The following is a 17,799-nucleotide window of genomic DNA, read 5'->3' on the forward strand; positions in this document are numbered from 1 at the left end:
ATCGTCAAATTCGGTCTGTGGCTGACACGGCAAGCGCTTCACGCTCTTTAAAGAAATCGCGGGCCTGCTGCGCATCGCGTTCAATCGCAGCGGTGAGGGTTGGCAGGTCGACGTACTTTTCTTCGTCGCGGAGCTTCTTTAAAAACTCGACGCGCACGATCTTGCCGTAGCACTGCTCCGCGTAGTCGAACAGGTAGGTTTCCAGCAGCACGCGGCCGCTGTCCTCTACCGTCGGCCGCACACCAAGGCTGGCGACACCTTGCAATGGATGATTCGCCAGGCCGTGCACCTGCACCACAAATATGCCCGACAGCGCAGGGCGCTTGTGCGCCATGCGCAGGTTCAGGGTTGGAAAGCCGATGGTACGGCCCAGCTTCTTGCCATGGGTGACATGGCCGGAGACTGCGTAAGGATGGCCGAGCAGCTGCGCCGCCAGTGCAAAGTTGCTGTCGGCCAGCGCAGCGCGCACAGCCGACGAGGAGATCCGGGTGCCTTCATTGGTCACGGCCGGCATGGCTTCGACGTGGAAGCCGTATTTCTTGCCCGCTTCGATCAGCGTTGCGACATTGCCCGCGCGTTTGGAGCCATAGCAAAAATCTTCGCCGACCATCAGCCATTTGACGTGCAAGCCTTCCACCAGGACCTTTTCGACGAAGTCCTCCGGGGACATGGAGGCAAAATGGGCATTGAAATGTTCGACGATGACACGGTCGATGCCGGCATTGGATAAAGACTGGAGTTTGTCGCGCAGGTTGGCGATCCGGGTCGGCGCGCGCGACAGGTCGCCGGCCAGACGGGCGAAGAACTCGCGCGGATGCGGCTCGAAGGTCATGACGGCCGCTTCAACACCGAGTCGCGTCGCTGCTTCGCGCACGTGCGCAAGCAGGGCCTGATGGCCACGGTGCACACCGTCGAAGTTGCCGATCGTCAGCGCGCAGGGCGCTCGCGATGCAGCGTTGGGAAGTCCGCGAAATACCTTCATGGAGATGGCTCGGAGTCCAGATGCAAAACCTGTGATTATATGCGCTTTCGCGCGCTTTTCCCCCCTGCAAGAGGAAGCTGAGGTGCCAAAGTGTCAATCAATTCGCGATCCGGCGCCGGAATCTCGCACCTCGGCGGCGTGCGGATCCTGCCGATAGTAGTCTTTCAGCAAGCGATAGATCGCCGGATACGCCAGTGCAAGCGGCTCCGGGAAAACGAAAAATGCTTCGGAGGCGACCGCGAAAAACTCTGCCGGATGCTTGGCTGCATACGGGTCAAGGGGCAATTGCGCGGATAACGTGTCATAGAGCGCCGCATGCTCGGGATTTTCGTCGTCGAAATCCGTCGGCAGCATGGCATCAACCCTCTCGACGCGCCGTAAAAAGTCCTCGTATGCAGCCGAAAATTCGCGTTTCCATTCCGCTGCGCTTAACGATCGATGCCATTCGGGCAAGAACGGCGGAAACCCGTTCGGCGATCCACTTCCCATATCTAATTTGTGGGCAAACTCGTGGATGACAACGTTGTATCCAGCGACATCGGTTTCCGCCACGTCTTCCCAGGACAACACCACCGCGCCGCCGGCATCGATGGCCTCTCCGGATACCGGCTCATGCCATTCATGCACGACACCAGCCTCGTCGACTTCGGCCTGCGGAATAATGAACGCCGCCGGATAAATAATGACACCCGCCATGTCGTCGTACATGTCAAGCGTAAGGTTAAGGACGGGCAGGCAAGCCTGGGCGGCGATCTGTACCGCGATGTCGTCGGTCAGCACAAAGCCACCGGCGCCGGTAAAGGTTTTGCGCACAAGCAGCGTCTCGCTCAGGTTTTTCAGGCGAATGAGATCATTTGGCGCAAGCCGCTGCAGAAAGGGCAGGCGGCTGACGGCCGCTGCCCACATCGGGTCGGGAATACGGGGCGTTTGTCGGGCAAAGAGTCGGCGTAACCATTCCATGCCGGCATTGTTACCGATTTTAGTGATAGCCGCCCATGAAATGGTCCAGCAGCACACTCATGTTACCAACGCCGCCATGGGGAATTTGCCCGGCTGGAGTGAGCTGATCGATCAGGTCGGGCAGCATGACGCTGAGGTGTTCAGCCGCGTCGTGTTCGGTATACCCTGTTTCCTCTGCGATCTGCTTAAGCTGACCGTCACCGAGGATCTTTTCCATCTGGGACGGCGCGACTGCCATATTGGGTCCGGCACCGATCCACGAGCGGATAATATCGACCGCGCCCTCTTCCCGGAAACGCTCCACGAGGCCGTGCAGGCCCCCGGTCTGGCCATTATTGGCAATCAGCGCCAAGGCCGCCTGCAACAGGCGAGTTCTGGAATCCATTAATGGCAAATGGTTATCGCCAAGCATGTCGAATGCCCTGTCGAGCAGCCCCATCGCGTGCCTCCCTCAGAAATTGGAGAAAGCAGTTACCTTAGGTGAAATGCGGGCATGCCGGTGAGGAATCGACGGGACTTTTGATCTGGGTTTATGGCGCAAAATTTTCTGGCTTGAAAGAGCCCGGAAAAGTCCGGGTGGGGTTCTCAGAGTTCGCCCCACACCGCATTCAGAGCAGAAATTGCAGCGATTCCAGCTGTTTCCGTACGAAGAACGCGTTGTCCGATAGACAAGGAAAGCGCGCCTTGGCTAAGTGCCATGTTTTCCTCCTGCTCGGTGAAGCCTCCTTCCGGACCGATCAGCAGAGACACGCATTGAGGTGGTTGATGTCGCGCCCAATCGGAGAGCGACTGGGTTGCACGCGGCGACAGCAGGATGCGGTGGTGCAAGTCGCTCTGGGCTATCCATTGGGTGAACTGTTCCGGTTCAGCAAGGTGGGCGAGCCGGTTACGACCGCACTGTTCGGCAGCTGCTTCGATAATGTTCTTCCAATGTTCATACTTTTTCGCCGCACGTTCGGACGAAAGACGGACGACGCAACGCTGGGCCGCAATCGGCTGGATCGCGGTAGCACCGAGTTCCACCGCTTTTTCAATAATCCAGTCCATCTTGCTGCCTTCCGGCAAGGCCTGGGCGAGCGTTAATGCATACGGTAATTCGGCTTCCCGCGGAGAAAATGCTTTTACCTCTGCAACCGCACGCCTGCGCTCTATGGTTTGCATGGTCGCGGTGAATTCTCCGCCTTCGCCGTTGAATAATGTAATCGCTTCGCCAATAGCAAGCCGAAGAACGTGGATGTGATGCGTAATATGTTCAGGCAGGGAAACGACCGTACCAATAGAAAGGGCTTGCGGGATATAGAAGCGAGGCATGTTTTTGATTGACGAGACGTTGGCGCAAAAATAGGCGTTGAAGTCGCAGGAAGTTGAATAGAGGGCTGAGTTGTTATTACTTTGTTTTCTTTGTTTCAACTAAGTATTTACATGTATATACCTTGTATATACATGGGATTTACATAGTTATTACTAGCAGGCAATGAACAGGTGCCACGAAGAACACGATGGTCATGAAAGGCATACCCTGATACCGCCCGATTTTAAATCCGCCAATCGCACTCTGGTAAAATATCGGGCTTTGCAACATCCCGCGTCCGGCAATGCGTGACGCCCGCAGCCGCTCCAAGACCCGCCACATACCTTGACTTGACATGACTTCCACTCTCCCCACCGACAAGATGGCCAATGCGATCCGCGCATTGGCGATGGACGCAGTACAAAAGGCAAATTCCGGCCATCCCGGCATGCCCATGGGCATGGCAGAAATCGCCGTTGCCCTGTGGACCAAACACCATCGCCATAATCCGGTCAATCCGCGCTGGATCAACCGCGATCGCTTTGTTATTTCCAATGGCCACGGCTCAATGCTGCAATATGCCTTGTTGCATCTGTCCGGCTACGACCTGTCGATGGAAGAGATCAAGAACTTCCGTCAACTGCATTCCAAGACGCCTGGTCACCCTGAGTATGAAATTACCGCTGGCGTGGAAACGTCGACCGGACCGCTCGGCCAAGGCATTACCAATGCAGTCGGCATGGCACTGGCAGAAAAACTGCTCGCCGCCGAATTCAACAAGCCCGGCTTCGATATCGTCGACCATCACACTTACGTCTTCCTTGGCGACGGCTGCCTGATGGAAGGCATTTCGCACGAAGCCTGTTCGCTGGCAGGCACACTGCGTCTGTCCAAGCTGATTGCCCTGTACGACGATAACGGCATTTCCATCGACGGCAAGGTCGACGGCTGGTTTACCGACGATACGCCCAAGCGTTTCGAAGCCTACGGCTGGAACGTCATCCCCGGTGTCGATGGTCACGATGTCGCTGCAATCGACGCTGCCATTGCGCAAGCGAAGAAGGCAGACAAGCCGACCTTGATCTGCTGCAAGACGGTCATCGGTAAAGGAGCGCCTAATATGCAGGGCAGCGACAAGGTGCACGGTGCGGCGCTCGGCGACAAGGAAATCGCGGCGACGCGCGAAGCAATTGCGTGGCCGCATGCGCCATTCGAGATCCCCGCCGACGTCTATGCGGCATGGGATGCGAAGGCCAGCGGCCAGGCCCTGGAAAACGAATGGAATGCATTGTTCAAGGCATATGACGAGCGCTATCCGCAACAGGCAGGCGAGCTATTGCGCCGCATGAAAGGCGAGCTGCCTGGTAACCTGGACGATGCGATGAAGGCATACATTGCCTCCTGCGTCGAAAAGAAGGAAACCATCGCGACCCGCAAGGCCAGCCAGAATGCCATCCAGGCACTGGCGCCGGTGCTGCCGGAATTCCTCGGCGGCTCCGCTGACCTGACCGGCTCCAACCTGACCAACTGGAAGGAATCGGTCGCGGTGCGCAGCGAGCAGCCGGGCAACCACATCAATTACGGTGTGCGCGAGTTCGGCATGAGTGCCATGATCAACGGTATCGCACTGCATGGCGGCTATCTGCCTTTCGGCGCGACCTTCCTGACGTTCTCCGATTACAGCCGCAATGCGCTCCGCATGGCGGCACTGATGAAGATCCGCTCGTTGTTCGTGTTCACGCACGATTCGATCGGCCTTGGCGAAGATGGCCCGACCCACCAGTCGGTCGAGCACATCTCCAGCCTGCGCCTGATCCCGAACCTGGACAACTGGCGTCCTTGCGACACCGTGGAATCGGCGGTGGCATGGCAGCAGGCGGTAAAACGCCGCAATGGTCCGAGCACCCTGATTTTCTCGCGCCAGAACCTGCCATACATGGAGCGCAACGAGCAGCAGATCAACGACATCCAGCGTGGCGCCTACGTCTTGCGCGACGCGCAGGATGCGAAGGCGATACTGATTGCCACCGGTTCGGAAGTGGAACTGGCGATGAAGTCCGCGGATGAACTGGCCAAGGAGGGCATCGCGGTTCGCGTCGTCTCCATGCCGAGCACCGACGTGTTCGACCGCCAGGATGCCGCATACAAGGCAAGCGTGCTGACGAAGGGCTTGCCGCGCGTTGCCATCGAGGCAGGTGTGACCGACTTCTGGTACAAGTACGTCGGCCTCGAAGGTGCGGTGGTCGGCATCGACACCTTCGGCGAATCCGCTCCGGCGGGCGTGCTGTTCAAGCACTTTGGCTTCACGACTGACAATGTCGTGGCCAAGGTGAAATCGGTTTTAGGTTGATTTACAGTTTCCAGCGCCTTCCCGGTTGACGGGGAGGTTGGGTTGGGGCGAAGCGCGGATCACATCGATCATGCGGAAATCGCTCTTGCCCAACCCGGCTCCGCGAGGAGCGGGAGCTGAATGATTACTTTGCTTTTTCATTCAGGAGAAAACCATGACTATTCGCGTCGCAATCAACGGCTATGGACGTATCGGCCGTAACATCCTTCGTGCGCATTACGAAGGCGGTAAGAAGAACGACATCCAGATCGTTGCGATCAACGACCTCGGCAATGCGCAATCGAACGCACACCTGACCCGCTACGACACAGCGCACGGCAAGTTCCCGGGCACCGTGGAAGTGGACGGCGATTTCATGATCGTCAATGGCGACAAGATCAAGGTTTTCGCGCAGCGCAATCCGGCTGAAATTCCGTGGGGCGAGCTCAATGTCGACGTCGTGCTCGAGTGCACCGGCTTCTTCACCACCAAGGAAAAGGCATCGGCCCACCTGAAGGGCGGCGCCAAGAAGGTCATCATTTCCGCTCCGGGCGGCAAGGATGTGGATGCGACGGTCGTGTTTGGCGTCAACCAGGGCGTGCTGAAGTCCTCGGATACCGTTATCTCCAATGCTTCCTGCACCACCAACTGCCTGGCGCCGCTGGTCAAGCCGCTGCATGACAAGATCGGTGTGGTCAATGGTTTGATGACGACTGTGCACGCGTACACCAACGACCAGGTGCTGACCGACGTCATGCACGAAGACCTGCGTCGTGCGCGTTCGGCCACGCAGTCGATGATCCCGACCAAGACTGGTGCTGCCGCGGCTGTTGGACTGGTACTGCCGGAACTGAACGGCAAGCTGGATGGTTTCGCGATCCGCGTTCCGACTATCAATGTGTCGATCGTCGACCTGTCGTTCATCGCTGCGCGTGATACGACTGTGGATGAAATCAACGCGATCATGAAGGAAGCTTCTGACGGCACGCTGAAGGGCATCCTGACTTACAACACGGATCCGCTGGTATCGGTGGACTTCAATCATAATCCGGCATCGAGCAATTTCGATGCGACGCTGACGAAGGTGTCTGGTCGTCTGGTGAAGGTGTCGTCGTGGTACGACAATGAGTGGGGTTTCTCGAATCGTATGCTGGATACGACTGTGGCGTTGATGTCGGCCAAGTGATGTAGGTTTTTGGTTGTTGAAAGGGCGTATCCGGGGGACTGGGTACGCCTTTTTTGTTTTCTTCGGTGAATCGGGTCTGTTTGTTCTTCGATCGAGCTTGCCGGGACTGGCCCCGGCGGGCCACCAACTTTCTTTGCTTCGCCAAAGAAAGTAGGCAAAGAAAGGCGACCCCGCTTCGCCGCCCTTCGGGTTCCCAAAAGAGCAGTGCCGCAAGCGGGAAGCGCAGAACTCGCCTGCGGCTCAGACAGCTGCGCTTCTTTCTGCACAGGGGGTTTTTTAAACCCATCCCCACCCTAACCCTCCCCTTGAAGGGGAGGGAACCTTGGCTCGCTCGCTGCGCATCGCATTGCTGAATGCTGAATGCTGAATGCTGAAGGACGTTGACGGATTTTATTCTTACTCATCGTTCTCTAACGTCCGTTCAAGTAGCGCTAAGTTGACTCCTCCCCAACGTCACCCCCCACAGCTCCCTTACTTTCGCGGCGGCGACCTCTACCTTCTCCACATCGACCCGCGCCCGGTCATTTCCCTGCAACCGGATTTGATGCTGCAGCTTGCGGAACGTCCGATATGCGTCCGCTACCTCTCCTGCAAGCGTCACATCGATCAATCCCAGCTCACCGCACAATTTGAGCAAGGCGATATTCCCGATATCCGGCGTCAGTTGGGGATATTTGCACGCATTGCACAGCACCAGAAACTGCACGATGAACTCGATATCGATCATGCCTCCAGCATCGTGCTTCAGATCGAATTGCAAGGAGCGGTTCGGATGTGCCTCATGCATCTTGGTACGCATCGCGGCAACTTCGCGACGCAGTTTTTCCTCATCTCTTGGCTGACGCAAAACCTGTTCACGGATCGCTTCAAAGCGTGCCCCGATCTCCGCATCGCCTGCACAAAAGCGGGCACGGGTCAGCGCCTGGTGTTCCCATAGCCACGCGTGCTCCGTCTGATATTTTTCAAAGGCCGAGACCCGCGACACCAGCAAACCGCTCGCGCCATCGGGGCGTAATGCAATATCGATATCGAATAGGATCCCGGCGGGAGTATGGGTGGTCATCCAGGTAATGAAACGTTGTGCCAGTCTTGCATAGTTCGCCGGCGCTTCCTGGTCGTCATCATCGAACAGGAAAATCACATCCAGGTCCGACGCATAACCGAGTTCTTTGCCTCCCAGCTTGCCATAGGCGATCACCGCAAATTTCGGAACCTCGCGATGCCGATTGTGGATGGTCTTCCAGACCGCGCCGATGGTTGCGCCGACGAGAATGTCCGCAAGTGCTGACAGGTGGTCGGCCAGCTTTTCCACCGTGAGTCCGCCTTCGAGATCCTGCGCCAGCAAGCGGAACAACTGCGCATGATGCAGGTCGCGCAGTACGTTCATTTGAAGCTCGGTGTCGCCATCCGCTGCATCCAGTTGACGTTGCACCTCCTGTGCGAATGCGGTCCAGTCAGGGGCTGCCGTCAATGTACGGTCTTCAAGCAATTCATCCAGCAGAATGGGATGCCGGGTCAGGTAGGTGGCCGCCCAGCCGCTGGAGCCCATCATGCGAATCACCCGGCCCAGGGTGTGCGGGTACTCGGTGAGCAGGGCGAGGTAGGCAGCGCGTCGTGCAATCGCTTCAAAAAAATCCAGCAGGCGCCCCAAGGTCTCCGCTCGCGCGTTCGATGTGGCGGCGATGAGTGGCAGCGACGCGTTAATCAGCGCCATCAGCTTGTTCCGGCTTGCCTCAGGTAGCGACTGCAGGCGTGGCGACTGCGCGGTGGCGAGCAATCGGTTGGTAGCGCCTGGCACATCGTCGAAGGCCAGTGCTTGCAGGCGTGCTTCGATGGCTTCACGGTGTTCAATGTCGGAAAGGTTACCTTGCACGATCGTCGCGGATTCGGCGACCGGCGTGGCCGGCGTGCTGCTTGCCTTGTCGGCAAAAATCGCATCGAACTGTGACGCAACGGTGGTCCGGTGGGCGTCGAGCTCCGCCAGTAATGCGGGCACGTCGGCAAAACCCATCATTTTCGCGATCGTGAGCTGATCTTCCGGATTGGCGGGGAAGGTGTGGGTCTGTGCATCGTCAAGATACTGCAAGCGGTGCTCAAGGTTGCGCAGGAAGGTATAAGCCGCTTGCAGTTGTTCCACTTCAGCAGCACTCAGCAGGTTTTTCTCGGCAAGCGTGACCAACGTCGCACGTGTCGAACGGTCCTGCAGCGACAGATCGCGCCCACCACGAATCAGCTGGAATACCTGTGCCAGGAATTCGATTTCACGAATGCCGCCGCGCCCCAGCTTGACGTTGTTGGCGCGCTCCGGGTGACGTACCTCCTGCCGCTTCACCTCTGCGCGGATTTGCCCATGCATATTGCGCAAGGCTTCAATCGCGCCGAAATCAAGATAGCGGCGGTAAACGAAAGGCCGCACGATCTGTTCAAGCGAGGCAATGTCTTCCGGGCGTCCGGTCAGCGCACGTGCCTTGACCCAGGCATAGCGCTCCCATTCCCGGCCTTGCACCAGCAAATATTCTTCAACCATCGCAAGACTTGCCGCCAGCGGCCCGGAGGCGCCGTTCGGTCTCAATGCCATGTCGACCCGGAAGGTGAAACCATCCTCGGTAATCTCTGACAGCGCACCGATCAGCTTCTTGCCGACCCGGATAAAAAATTCGTGATTCGACAGTTGCCGCTGTTCGGGCGACGTCACCCGGGTCTCTCCGCTCTCCGGGTAGACGAAGATCAGGTCGATGTCGGACGATACATTGAGCTCATGTCCGCCCAGCTTGCCCATGCCGATCACCATCATTTCCTGCCGCTCGCCGGAGTCGGCGCCGATGGGTGTGCCGTGGAGTTCCACCAACTCTGCAGAGATCGCGGCAAGGTGGGTCTGCACGGCAAAATCGGCGAAGTCGCTGATGGTGGCCAGAACTTCAGCCAGTTCCGCCCGTCCGCCAAGGTCGCGATCGATTAATGCCGAGACCACCAGGTTGCGTACCCGGCGCATCGCTCGCGGGAGAGGCATGCCGGCAGCTGTTTCTTTTTGTAAAAGCCGAGCAAAAACCTCTGGTGTAATAGATAATCCGGCAAGCTCGGCTACCATGTCCGCGCGGGACGGGTCGGCGTTGCGCCATCTCGAGTAGAACCTTGAGGCAACTTCGCTGGTCAAAAGGGAAGGGGTCACAGTGTCAGGAATTGAGTGGCTGGGTTAAAGGGACAGGCATGTGCGATGCAGCGCACGATAAAGAGTTGTTCATTGATAAATTATTGAGCATTGTTCGGTGATATCCATACGGACATGATGCATGCAATGCTAATCCGACGCGGGAGACATAACAAGGAGCCCGCCGTATATACTGCGTTGCGTGGCGTCTATGGTATTCCGTCCTGCCATGTATCTCCGTGCATTGCCGTTACTTCTCGCTTGATGCTTTTGAACAGACTCCGCTCCTATCGTTGATGTCCACAGATCCGAACATGCCGCCGCAACCAGACACCAGGCTTAGCGCGTACTGGCATGCGTCGAAAGAATGTTATCGAATCGCCAATAAGGCGACGCATCACGTGCTTGGTGCGCTGTTCAAGACGGCGGTTGTCCTGTACTTCATTTTCTGCGCCCTGGTGCTCGGGCTGCGCTATGTCGTGCTGCCCAACATCGACAGCTACAAGCCGGAAGTCGAGAGGATGGCCACGCGCGCCATCGGTAACAAGGTTTCCATTGGCGACATCCAGGCATCCTGGTCCGGCCTGCGTCCCCGGCTCTCGCTTGACCAGGTGGTTATCCACGATAAGTCCGGCAATGCCGCGCTGACGCTGCCCAACGTTTCCGCCACGCTGTCCTGGCTGTCCCTGCCCACCGCCGATTTGCGACTCGAACAACTTGTCATCAACAAGCCCGACATGGACGTGCGGCGCGATGCGAACGGCAAGCTGTTCGTGGCCGGCATCGCCATTGATACCGGCAAAACCGGCAGCGACAAAGGCGCTGATTGGGTATTGTCGCAACGTGAAATCATCATCCGCGATGGACGCGTTCGCTGGAATGACGATCAGCGTGCCGCGCCCGAACTGCCGCTCAATGATGTCAATCTCATCTTGCGCAATCAATGGCGGCATCATCGCTTCTCGTTGCGGGCAACGCCGCCCGCCGCCTTCTCCGGCCCGCTCGACGTGCGTGCCGCGTTCGACCATCCTCACTTTGCAAGCAAGATTTCCGACGCCGCGGTATGGAAGGGACAGCTTTACGCTGATCTGCACAACACCGATCTGACAGTCTGGAGAACGTATCTGGACTATCCGGTGGATATGCAGCAGGGCAAGGGTTCGGTACGGGCATGGCTGGATTTCGACCGCGCCAAGGTTGCCAACTTTACCGCCGACCTGAGCTTGTCCAACGTGTCTGCAAGACTGCGCAAAGACCTTGAACCCATGAACCTGGTCGAGGTATTGGGACGGATTTCCATCCGTGAGGATTACAACGCCAATGCGCAGGATGGCACACCGACGTTCGGCCAGAATGGGCATGCCATCTCGCTGACCGACTTTACGCTGCAGACCGATGATGGACTGTACCTGCCACGTACTACGATCAGTGAAAGCTACGCGCCGGCCCGCAATGGACGGCCCGCAAGAACCGAAATCAACGCCCGCCTGCTCGATCTGCAAACTGCTGCCAGTTTCGCCGAACGCTTGCCGCTTCCTGCGGAGCAGCGCCAAATGCTGGTGGATTTTGCGCCGCGCGGTCTTCTCAGGGACTTTTCCGCGCAGTGGCAGGGCAGCTATCCCGATATTTCGGCCTACAGTGTCAAAGGCGAATTTGCCGGCCTGTCGCTCAAGCCCTTACCGGCCCGCGAAGCAAAGCCCAGGACCGCCACATCGCCGGCCCAGGCAGCGGTGCCGGCGATTCCCGGCTTCGATAACCTGACAGGACGGATCGACGCGAACGACCGCGGCGGCTCGTTCAACCTGGCCTCGCGCGATATCGCATTGCAGCTGCCTGGCTATTTCGCCGAGCCGGTGATGCCTTTCGATCGTTTCAGCATGCAGGCAAACTGGACCTTCCAGGAAAACAGCAAGCTGCTGCTCGACGTGCAAAAGATGGAATTCGTGCAGGGTGAACTGGCAGGTTCCTTCAGCGGCACCCACCTCATGCCACTGAGTCATCAGGCCGGCAAATCGCGTGGCAACATCGATCTCACCGGAAAACTGAACAAGCTTGAACTGCAGGATATCGGGCGCTACCTGCCCTTGCAGACGCCCAAGTCACTGCATGAATGGCTGACCGGTGCACTCGTTGGCGGCACCGTAAAAGATGTGCGACTGAAGCTGAAGGGAGATCTCGCGCAATTTCCTTTTGCGCGAAGCGCCGGCAACGATAAACCGAAAGGCGAATTCAGCGTACTCGGCAAGATCGAAAACGGCAAGCTGAACTACGGACCGGATCTGTTTGCACAAGATGGCACTACGCCTATGTGGCCGGTGATCGACGACATCAACGGCACCATCGCATTTGACCGGGCGCGCATGGAAATCGTGGCAGCCATCGCCAGGACTGCGGGTACCACGCTGTCCAACGTCAAGGCGGTGATTCCCGACCTGAGCCAGCACGACAACATGGTGCTGAGCGTGAATGGTGAAGCCGCCGGACCGTTGCAAAACTTCTTGCGCTTCACGAATGAAAGTCCGGTCGCCGGCTGGATCGATCATTTCACCGAAGACACCAAGGCCACTGGCAATGCCAGGCTGGCACTGGACCTGCAACTGCCGTTACAGCATCTGCGTGACGCTAAAGTAAAGGGTGCGCTCCAGTTCGCCGGAAACAACGTGAACCTGATCAAGTTCATGCCGCCATTGATGGGTACGACCGGCAAGCTCGAGTTTTTCGAGAAGGGTTTCAATATCGCCGGAATAAAGACCAACTTCCTCGGTGGACCGACCACCGTTTCCGGTGGTACCCAGCGCGACGGCGGCATCGTGGTCAAGGCTGACGGCAATCTGTCGGTGGACGGCTTGCGCAAGATCTACACAACACCGCTGACCCAGCGCTCATCCGAGCTGATCAGCGGCGGCACACGGTATACCACCGTCATCCGCGTCAAGAACAAGCGGCCGGAAATCGTGGTCGAGTCCAATCTGATCGGTGTTGGCCTCGACTTTCCGGCGCCCCTCAGGAAGGCAAGCGGCGACAGCATGCCATTCCGCTTTGAGCTTGCCGAACTACCATCAAATGATGCTGCGTTAATGCGCGACGAGATGAAGCTGTCACTGGGTTCCTCCATTTCGGCAAGGTACGAGCGGCAGAAGGGCACTGAAAAGGATGCGGAGTGGCGCGTGCTGCGCGGCGGCATCGGCGTCAACGTGCCGGCACCGCAACCGGATGGCGGCTTGATCGTCCATGCCAGCATGAAGTCGCTGGATATCGACGCATGGCGTCGTGCGCTGACGTCGGTGGTCACCGCGGGGCGGCAGGACGATGCGCAAAATACACAAAGTACTCAAAGTACTCAAAGTACTCAAAGTACTCAAAGTACACCGAGTCAGCCGGATTCCCTTGGCATCGCCCAGTATATCGATCCTGAAGTCCTCGCCGCGAATGCGACCGAGTTGATCGTGCTCGGACGCAAGCTCGACAATGTCGTGGTCGGTGCGTCCCATCAAAAAGGCCAGTGGCAAGCCAATATCGATTCCGACCAGGCTTCCGGCTACGTGACCTGGATGGAGCCGCGTTTCCGCCAGGGTTCGGGACGAGTCACGGCAAGGCTGGCGTCGCTCATCATTCCACAGTCCGCCGCATCCGACGTCACAGAACTGCTCGAAGGCAAGAACACCACCACGCAGATGCCCGCGCTCGATATCGTTGCTGAAAACTTCGAGTTGTTCGGCAAGAAATTCGGACACCTGGAAGTCGCCGCGCAGAATGCACGCGGGCCGAACGGGCGCGAATGGCGAATCAACAAGTTATCCATCGCCAACCCGGACGGAGAATTCAATGCGACCGGTCGATGGGCCAGCAAGGACGGCGAGAGCTTGTCCAGCCTTGCCTACAAGATGAAAATCGCCGATGCCGGCCACCTGCTCGAACGTTTTGGGTTTCAGAATGTACTGCGCGGGGGGAAGGGCGAAATGAAAGGCGAAATCAGTTGGAAAGGCTTGCCATTTTCGCTGGATATTCCCTCGCTGGCCGGGGACATGCATCTTGACCTGACTGCCGGACAATTTCTGAAAGTCGATCCGGCAGCCGCCAAGCTGCTTGGCGTGCTTAGTCTGCAATCATTGCCGCGTCGACTGGTGTTGGATTTCCGGGATGTGTTTTCCGAAGGTTTTGCCTTCGATGGCGTCAGCGCAACGGCAAACATCGCGCAGGGCGTCGTGCATACCGATAATTTCAAGATGCGTGGCGTAGCGGCGACGGTTTTGATGGATGGCACAGCGGATATCGCGCAAGAAGCGCAGAATTTGCATGTGGTCGTGATCCCGGATATTAATGTCGGTGCAGCGTCGGTTGTCTACGGACTGGCCGTCAATCCTGTCATCGGCGTGGGTACTTTCCTGGCGCAACTTTTTCTGCGCGAGCCGCTGATGAAGGCCTTCACTTTTGAGTATCAGGTGACTGGCCCGTGGAAGGATCCGGTGGTCACCAAGATGCTGCGCAAACCCGCTACACCGAACGGCGAGGCGGCAAACAATTTCGGAACCAAAGGCTGAGATCATGATGCAACCCACAAGATCTACAAAAATTGCCGCCATCCAGATGGTGTCCACGCCCGTCGTGGAAGAAAATCTCGCCAGTGCCCGCAGACTGGTTGCGGATGCCGCCCGTCAGGGTGCCCAACTCGTGCTGCTGCCCGAATACTGGCCGATCATGGGCATGAAGGACACGGACAAGCTGGCGCATGCCGAGCAGACCGGTGGCGGCCCGATACAGGAAACCATGTCTGAACTTGCGCGCGAACACAAGATCTGGCTGGTAGGCGGCACCCTGCCCATGGCCGCCCCGGACGATGGCAAGGTGCTTAATACCCTGATGGTCTATAAGCCCGATGGCGAACAGGCGAGCCGTTACGACAAGATCCACCTGTTCAGTTTTACCAAGGGCGAAGAGTCCTACGACGAGGCGCGGACCATCGTGCATGGCGAGCGTGTAACCACCTTCGACGCACCATTCGGTAAGGTGGGCCTGTCGGTATGCTATGACCTGCGGTTCCCCGAGCTGTACCGCGCGATGGGCGACTGCGCATTGATTGTGATGCCAGCGGCATTTACCTATACCACCGGGCGTGCGCATTGGGAAATCCTGCTGCGCGCACGTGCCATCGAGAATCAATGCTATGTCCTTGCCGCGGCGCAAGGAGGCAAGCATCCCAATGGACGGCGTACCTGGGGCCACAGCATGCTGGTCGATCCCTGGGGCGAGGTGAAGAGCGTGTTGCCCGAAGGCGAAGGCGTGGTCATCGGGGATCTTGAAATCTCGCGACTGCAAGGTGTGCGTGAAAGCCTGCCGGCGCTCACGCACCGGAAGCTGTAAGCATTCCACCAGGCATCTGCCGGCTGAATCAATTGACCTGTCTGGTGCCGGATTGTCCGCCGGGGCGGCAGCCCGGCAGATGCTCTACAATCGCATATCGTATCCAGCCAACGCATACACGCGAAGAGACAACAAAACATGAAGCTATTTGAACCCAATCTTCAAACCCTTGCCATTGCCCGTGATGTCCTGCTGACACCTTTCGGTCTGGATGAATCCAAGCTGATCAAAACGCTGGACGAGATCTTTACGCATCGGGTCGATTACGCTGATCTGTATTTTCAGTTCACCAAAAACGAAGGCTGGAGCCTGGAAGAGGGTATCGTCAAGACGGGCAGCTTTTCGATCGATCAGGGTGTGGGCGTACGCGCGGTGTCCGGTGACAAGACGGCGTTTTCGTATTCCGACGAAATTTCGGAACGGGCGCTTCTCGATGCGGCCGCGGCGACTCGCACCATTGCGCGTCAGGGCGCCGGCAAGATCAAGGTCGCTTCATCGATCCAGCCTGTTGGCGGACGGTCCCTGTATCTGCCAAACGATCCCTTGTCTTCGCTGACCGCGACAGAGAAGGTGACCGTGCTGGAAAAGATCGAGCGTATTGCGCGGGCAAAGGATCCGCGCGTGGTGCAGGTCATGGCCTCCCTTGCGGGTGAATACGATGTCGTGCTGGTGGTACGCAGCGACGGTGTGCTGGCGGCGGACATCCGGCCACTGGTCCGCATGTCGATCACCGTCATCGCCGAGCAGAACGGCCGGCGCGAAGTTGGTTCCAGCGGCGGCGGCGGCCGTTATGATTTCAATTACTTCACCGATGAACTGCTGGAAAAGTACGCGAGCGATGCGGTCTCGACGGCGATCGTGAACCTGGACGCGCGCCCCGCGCCGGCAGGACCGATGACCGTGGTGCTGGGCTCGGGCTGGCCAGGCGTACTGTTGCATGAAGCGATTGGCCATGGACTCGAAGGCGACTTCAACCGCAAGGGTGCCAGCGCGTTTTCGGGCCGCATTGGCGAGCGGGTTGCGGCCAAGGGCGTGACCGTCGTGGACGACGGCACCATCGCCGACCGGCGCGGTTCGCTCAATATTGACGACGAAGGCACGCCGACGCAGTGCACGACCCTGATCGAAGACGGCATACTCAAGGGCTATATCCAGGACACGATGAACGCACGCCTGATGAACATGTCCGTGACCGGCAATGCACGTCGCGAGTCGTATGCGCACCTGCCCATGCCTCGCATGACCAATACCTACATGCTGGGCGGCGACAAAGACCCGCAGGAAATCATCGCCTCGGTTAAAAATGGTTTGTATGCCGTCAACTTTGCCGGCGGCCAGGTCGACATTACCAACGGCAAGTTCGTGTTTTCCGCCAGCGAAGCCTACATGATCGAAGACGGCAAGATCAGCTATCCAGTCAAGGGCGCAACCCTGATCGGCAACGGTCCGGATGTACTCAACCGTGTTTCATTGATCGGCAATGACATGCGGCTCGATAGCGGCATCGGGGTCTGTGGCAAGGAAGGCCAGAGCGTTCCCGTGGGCGTCGGTCAGCCGACATTGCGTATCGATGGCATGACGGTCGGCGGCACAGCCTAATTGGCAGAAAAGAAAAACCGGTTAGCGTGCCGCCTTTTCCAGACGGCACGCTAACCGGTTAATTTTTTGCAGAGATGTTTCGTGCTGCCGAAGGTGTTTTATCTACGTAAGGAAGCGCGTCCGTCACCGTAATTATGGTAGCCCCGATGGTGGTGCTGATGCTGATGGTGATGCTGGCGCGGAGCAGAAGACTGATAGTAGATAACCGGCGGAGGTGCGAGCGGATAGGCCGGTGTCGGCGCAACGTAGTAACTTGGCGCCGGATAGTAATACACCGGAGGCGAAGGAAATGCCGATGGTGGTTGACCATAAGGGCCATAGTCAACCTGCGGCTGCTGATAGACGACGCCAGGCTGCACATACACCGGCCCGCCGACAGACACGGACCAATGGACATTGCCTCCCGCGAATGCCGGTGCGGACCAGCCTGACAGGACAAGGCTTGCGGCGGCGGCTAACCTGAAATACTTCATCATGCTTCACTCCTTTGTCCTTATATTAAAGGACAAAGTCATATCGACTGCCGGGAATCTTTGTAACAAGAGTCGTACGGGCAACGATATGTTGTATGGAGGCTGACTGTCCTTGCTAAATCATTCCGGTCATTGCTGCCGATATAAAGGCTTTATACCAATCCCAACCCATAACGCACCATGAGATCGCGTCTTTTTCCGTCCGCCGGCGTTGCACTCGTCGTCAATAGCTCGCTATTGACTCCTCCTGCGCCTTGCCAGTCAAAAAAATCCATCGATCTCATTTGTCACGTTATAGCTTGCACCGGTAGCCCAGTCTTCCTTTTTGACTTCCTTGATAATGATGTCAACCGATTCCGGCTTGCATGCCAGGGTCGCAACCGCCGCTTCAGTCACTGCCTTGGCAAAGGCCCGCTTCTGTTCCAGCGTCCGTCCTTCAAACATCTGTACGTTAATTGTCGGCATAAATT

General features: G+C 57.8%; 12 protein-coding genes. 5 read left to right on the forward strand and 7 right to left on the reverse strand.

Annotation, left to right across the window (positions count from 1 at the left end; all coding sequences use genetic code 11):
* Window positions 1-4: 4 nt before the first annotated feature.
* The 4 genes from ASE07_RS13385 to ASE07_RS13400 all read right to left on the reverse strand — a co-directional run bounded on the left by ASE07_RS13385 (window position 5) and on the right by ASE07_RS13400 (window position 3,253).
* On the reverse strand, window positions 5-982 hold the full coding sequence (locus ASE07_RS13385) for a bifunctional riboflavin kinase/FAD synthetase (protein WP_057291340.1): 978 nt from the start codon (window positions 980-982) through the stop codon (window positions 5-7).
* 93 nt (window positions 983-1,075) lie between these two features.
* Window positions 1,076-1,942: a zinc-dependent peptidase gene (locus ASE07_RS13390; RefSeq protein ID WP_057291341.1), complete on the reverse strand. Its 867-nt coding sequence runs from the start codon at window positions 1,940-1,942 to the stop codon at window positions 1,076-1,078.
* A gap of 19 nt (window positions 1,943-1,961) precedes the next feature.
* Window positions 1,962-2,381, reverse strand: a complete 420-nt coding sequence (locus ASE07_RS13395; protein ID WP_057291342.1) for a YidB family protein — start codon at window positions 2,379-2,381, stop codon at window positions 1,962-1,964.
* Between the two features lie 146 nt (window positions 2,382-2,527).
* The gene (locus ASE07_RS13400) at window positions 2,528-3,253 is read right to left on the reverse strand and encodes a 16S rRNA (uracil(1498)-N(3))-methyltransferase (protein WP_057291343.1); all 726 of its coding nucleotides are present in this window, start codon (window positions 3,251-3,253) and stop codon (window positions 2,528-2,530) included.
* A 335-nt stretch (window positions 3,254-3,588) separates the two neighbouring features.
* Here ASE07_RS13400 and tkt point away from each other — a divergent pair, with 335 nt between their 5' ends.
* Both tkt and gap read left to right on the forward strand, forming a co-directional pair.
* Window positions 3,589-5,583, forward strand: a complete 1,995-nt coding sequence (tkt, locus tag ASE07_RS13410; protein ID WP_057291345.1) for a transketolase — start codon at window positions 3,589-3,591, stop codon at window positions 5,581-5,583.
* Window positions 5,584-5,737: 154 nt separating this feature from the next.
* Window positions 5,738-6,748, forward strand: a complete 1,011-nt coding sequence (gene gap / locus ASE07_RS13415; RefSeq protein WP_057291346.1) for a type I glyceraldehyde-3-phosphate dehydrogenase — start codon at window positions 5,738-5,740, stop codon at window positions 6,746-6,748.
* A gap of 421 nt (window positions 6,749-7,169) precedes the next feature.
* Here gap and glnE read toward each other — a convergent pair whose 3' ends face one another.
* On the reverse strand, window positions 7,170-9,917 hold the full coding sequence (gene glnE, locus ASE07_RS13420; protein WP_057291347.1) for a bifunctional [glutamate--ammonia ligase]-adenylyl-L-tyrosine phosphorylase/[glutamate--ammonia-ligase] adenylyltransferase: 2,748 nt from the start codon (window positions 9,915-9,917) through the stop codon (window positions 7,170-7,172).
* Window positions 9,918-10,210: 293 nt separating this feature from the next.
* Here glnE and ASE07_RS13425 point away from each other — a divergent pair, with 293 nt between their 5' ends.
* The 3 genes from ASE07_RS13425 to tldD all read left to right on the forward strand — a co-directional run bounded on the left by ASE07_RS13425 (window position 10,211) and on the right by tldD (window position 16,856).
* Window positions 10,211-14,437: a YhdP family protein gene (locus ASE07_RS13425; protein WP_235548466.1), complete on the forward strand. Its 4,227-nt coding sequence runs from the start codon at window positions 10,211-10,213 to the stop codon at window positions 14,435-14,437.
* Window positions 14,438-14,441: 4 nt separating this feature from the next.
* The gene (locus ASE07_RS13430; RefSeq protein WP_057291349.1) at window positions 14,442-15,257 is read left to right on the forward strand and encodes a carbon-nitrogen hydrolase family protein; all 816 of its coding nucleotides are present in this window, start codon (window positions 14,442-14,444) and stop codon (window positions 15,255-15,257) included.
* Window positions 15,258-15,395: 138 nt separating this feature from the next.
* Window positions 15,396-16,856, forward strand: a complete 1,461-nt coding sequence (tldD, locus tag ASE07_RS13435; protein WP_057291350.1) for a metalloprotease TldD — start codon at window positions 15,396-15,398, stop codon at window positions 16,854-16,856.
* Between the two features lie 98 nt (window positions 16,857-16,954).
* On the opposite strand, the gene ASE07_RS13440 is transcribed toward tldD, so the two are convergent.
* Window positions 16,955-17,332, reverse strand: a complete 378-nt coding sequence (locus ASE07_RS13440; RefSeq protein WP_057291351.1) for a hypothetical protein — start codon at window positions 17,330-17,332, stop codon at window positions 16,955-16,957.
* A gap of 258 nt (window positions 17,333-17,590) precedes the next feature.
* Window positions 17,591-17,794, reverse strand: coding sequence for a 4-oxalocrotonate tautomerase (locus ASE07_RS13445; RefSeq protein WP_057291375.1), 204 nt, complete (start codon window positions 17,792-17,794; stop codon window positions 17,591-17,593).
* Window positions 17,795-17,799 lie beyond the last annotated feature (5 nt).

This window comes from Noviherbaspirillum sp. Root189, assembly GCF_001428545.1.
Classification (GTDB): Bacteria; Pseudomonadota; Gammaproteobacteria; order Burkholderiales; family Burkholderiaceae_D; genus Noviherbaspirillum.

What these genes read in the sequence shown, in the direction of transcription:
- ASE07_RS13425 (WP_235548466.1), top strand. Translation starts at nt 10,211, where the DNA reads ATGCCGCCGCAACCAGACACCAGGCTTAGCGCGTACTGGCATGCGTCG.
- ASE07_RS13440 (WP_057291351.1), bottom strand. Translation starts at nt 17,332, where the DNA reads ATGATGAAGTATTTCAGGTTAGCCGCCGCCGCAAGCCTTGTCCTGTCA.
- tldD (WP_057291350.1), top strand. Translation starts at nt 15,396, where the DNA reads ATGAAGCTATTTGAACCCAATCTTCAAACCCTTGCCATTGCCCGTGAT.
- ASE07_RS13395 (WP_057291342.1), bottom strand. Translation starts at nt 2,381, where the DNA reads ATGGGGCTGCTCGACAGGGCATTCGACATGCTTGGCGATAACCATTTG.
- tkt (WP_057291345.1), top strand. Translation starts at nt 3,589, where the DNA reads ATGACTTCCACTCTCCCCACCGACAAGATGGCCAATGCGATCCGCGCA.
- gap (WP_057291346.1), top strand. Translation starts at nt 5,738, where the DNA reads ATGACTATTCGCGTCGCAATCAACGGCTATGGACGTATCGGCCGTAAC.
- ASE07_RS13400 (WP_057291343.1), bottom strand. Translation starts at nt 3,253, where the DNA reads ATGCCTCGCTTCTATATCCCGCAAGCCCTTTCTATTGGTACGGTCGTT.
- ASE07_RS13390 (WP_057291341.1), bottom strand. Translation starts at nt 1,942, where the DNA reads ATGGAATGGTTACGCCGACTCTTTGCCCGACAAACGCCCCGTATTCCC.
- ASE07_RS13445 (WP_057291375.1), bottom strand. Translation starts at nt 17,794, where the DNA reads ATGCCGACAATTAACGTACAGATGTTTGAAGGACGGACGCTGGAACAG.
- ASE07_RS13430 (WP_057291349.1), top strand. Translation starts at nt 14,442, where the DNA reads ATGATGCAACCCACAAGATCTACAAAAATTGCCGCCATCCAGATGGTG.
- ASE07_RS13385 (WP_057291340.1), bottom strand. Translation starts at nt 982, where the DNA reads ATGAAGGTATTTCGCGGACTTCCCAACGCTGCATCGCGAGCGCCCTGC.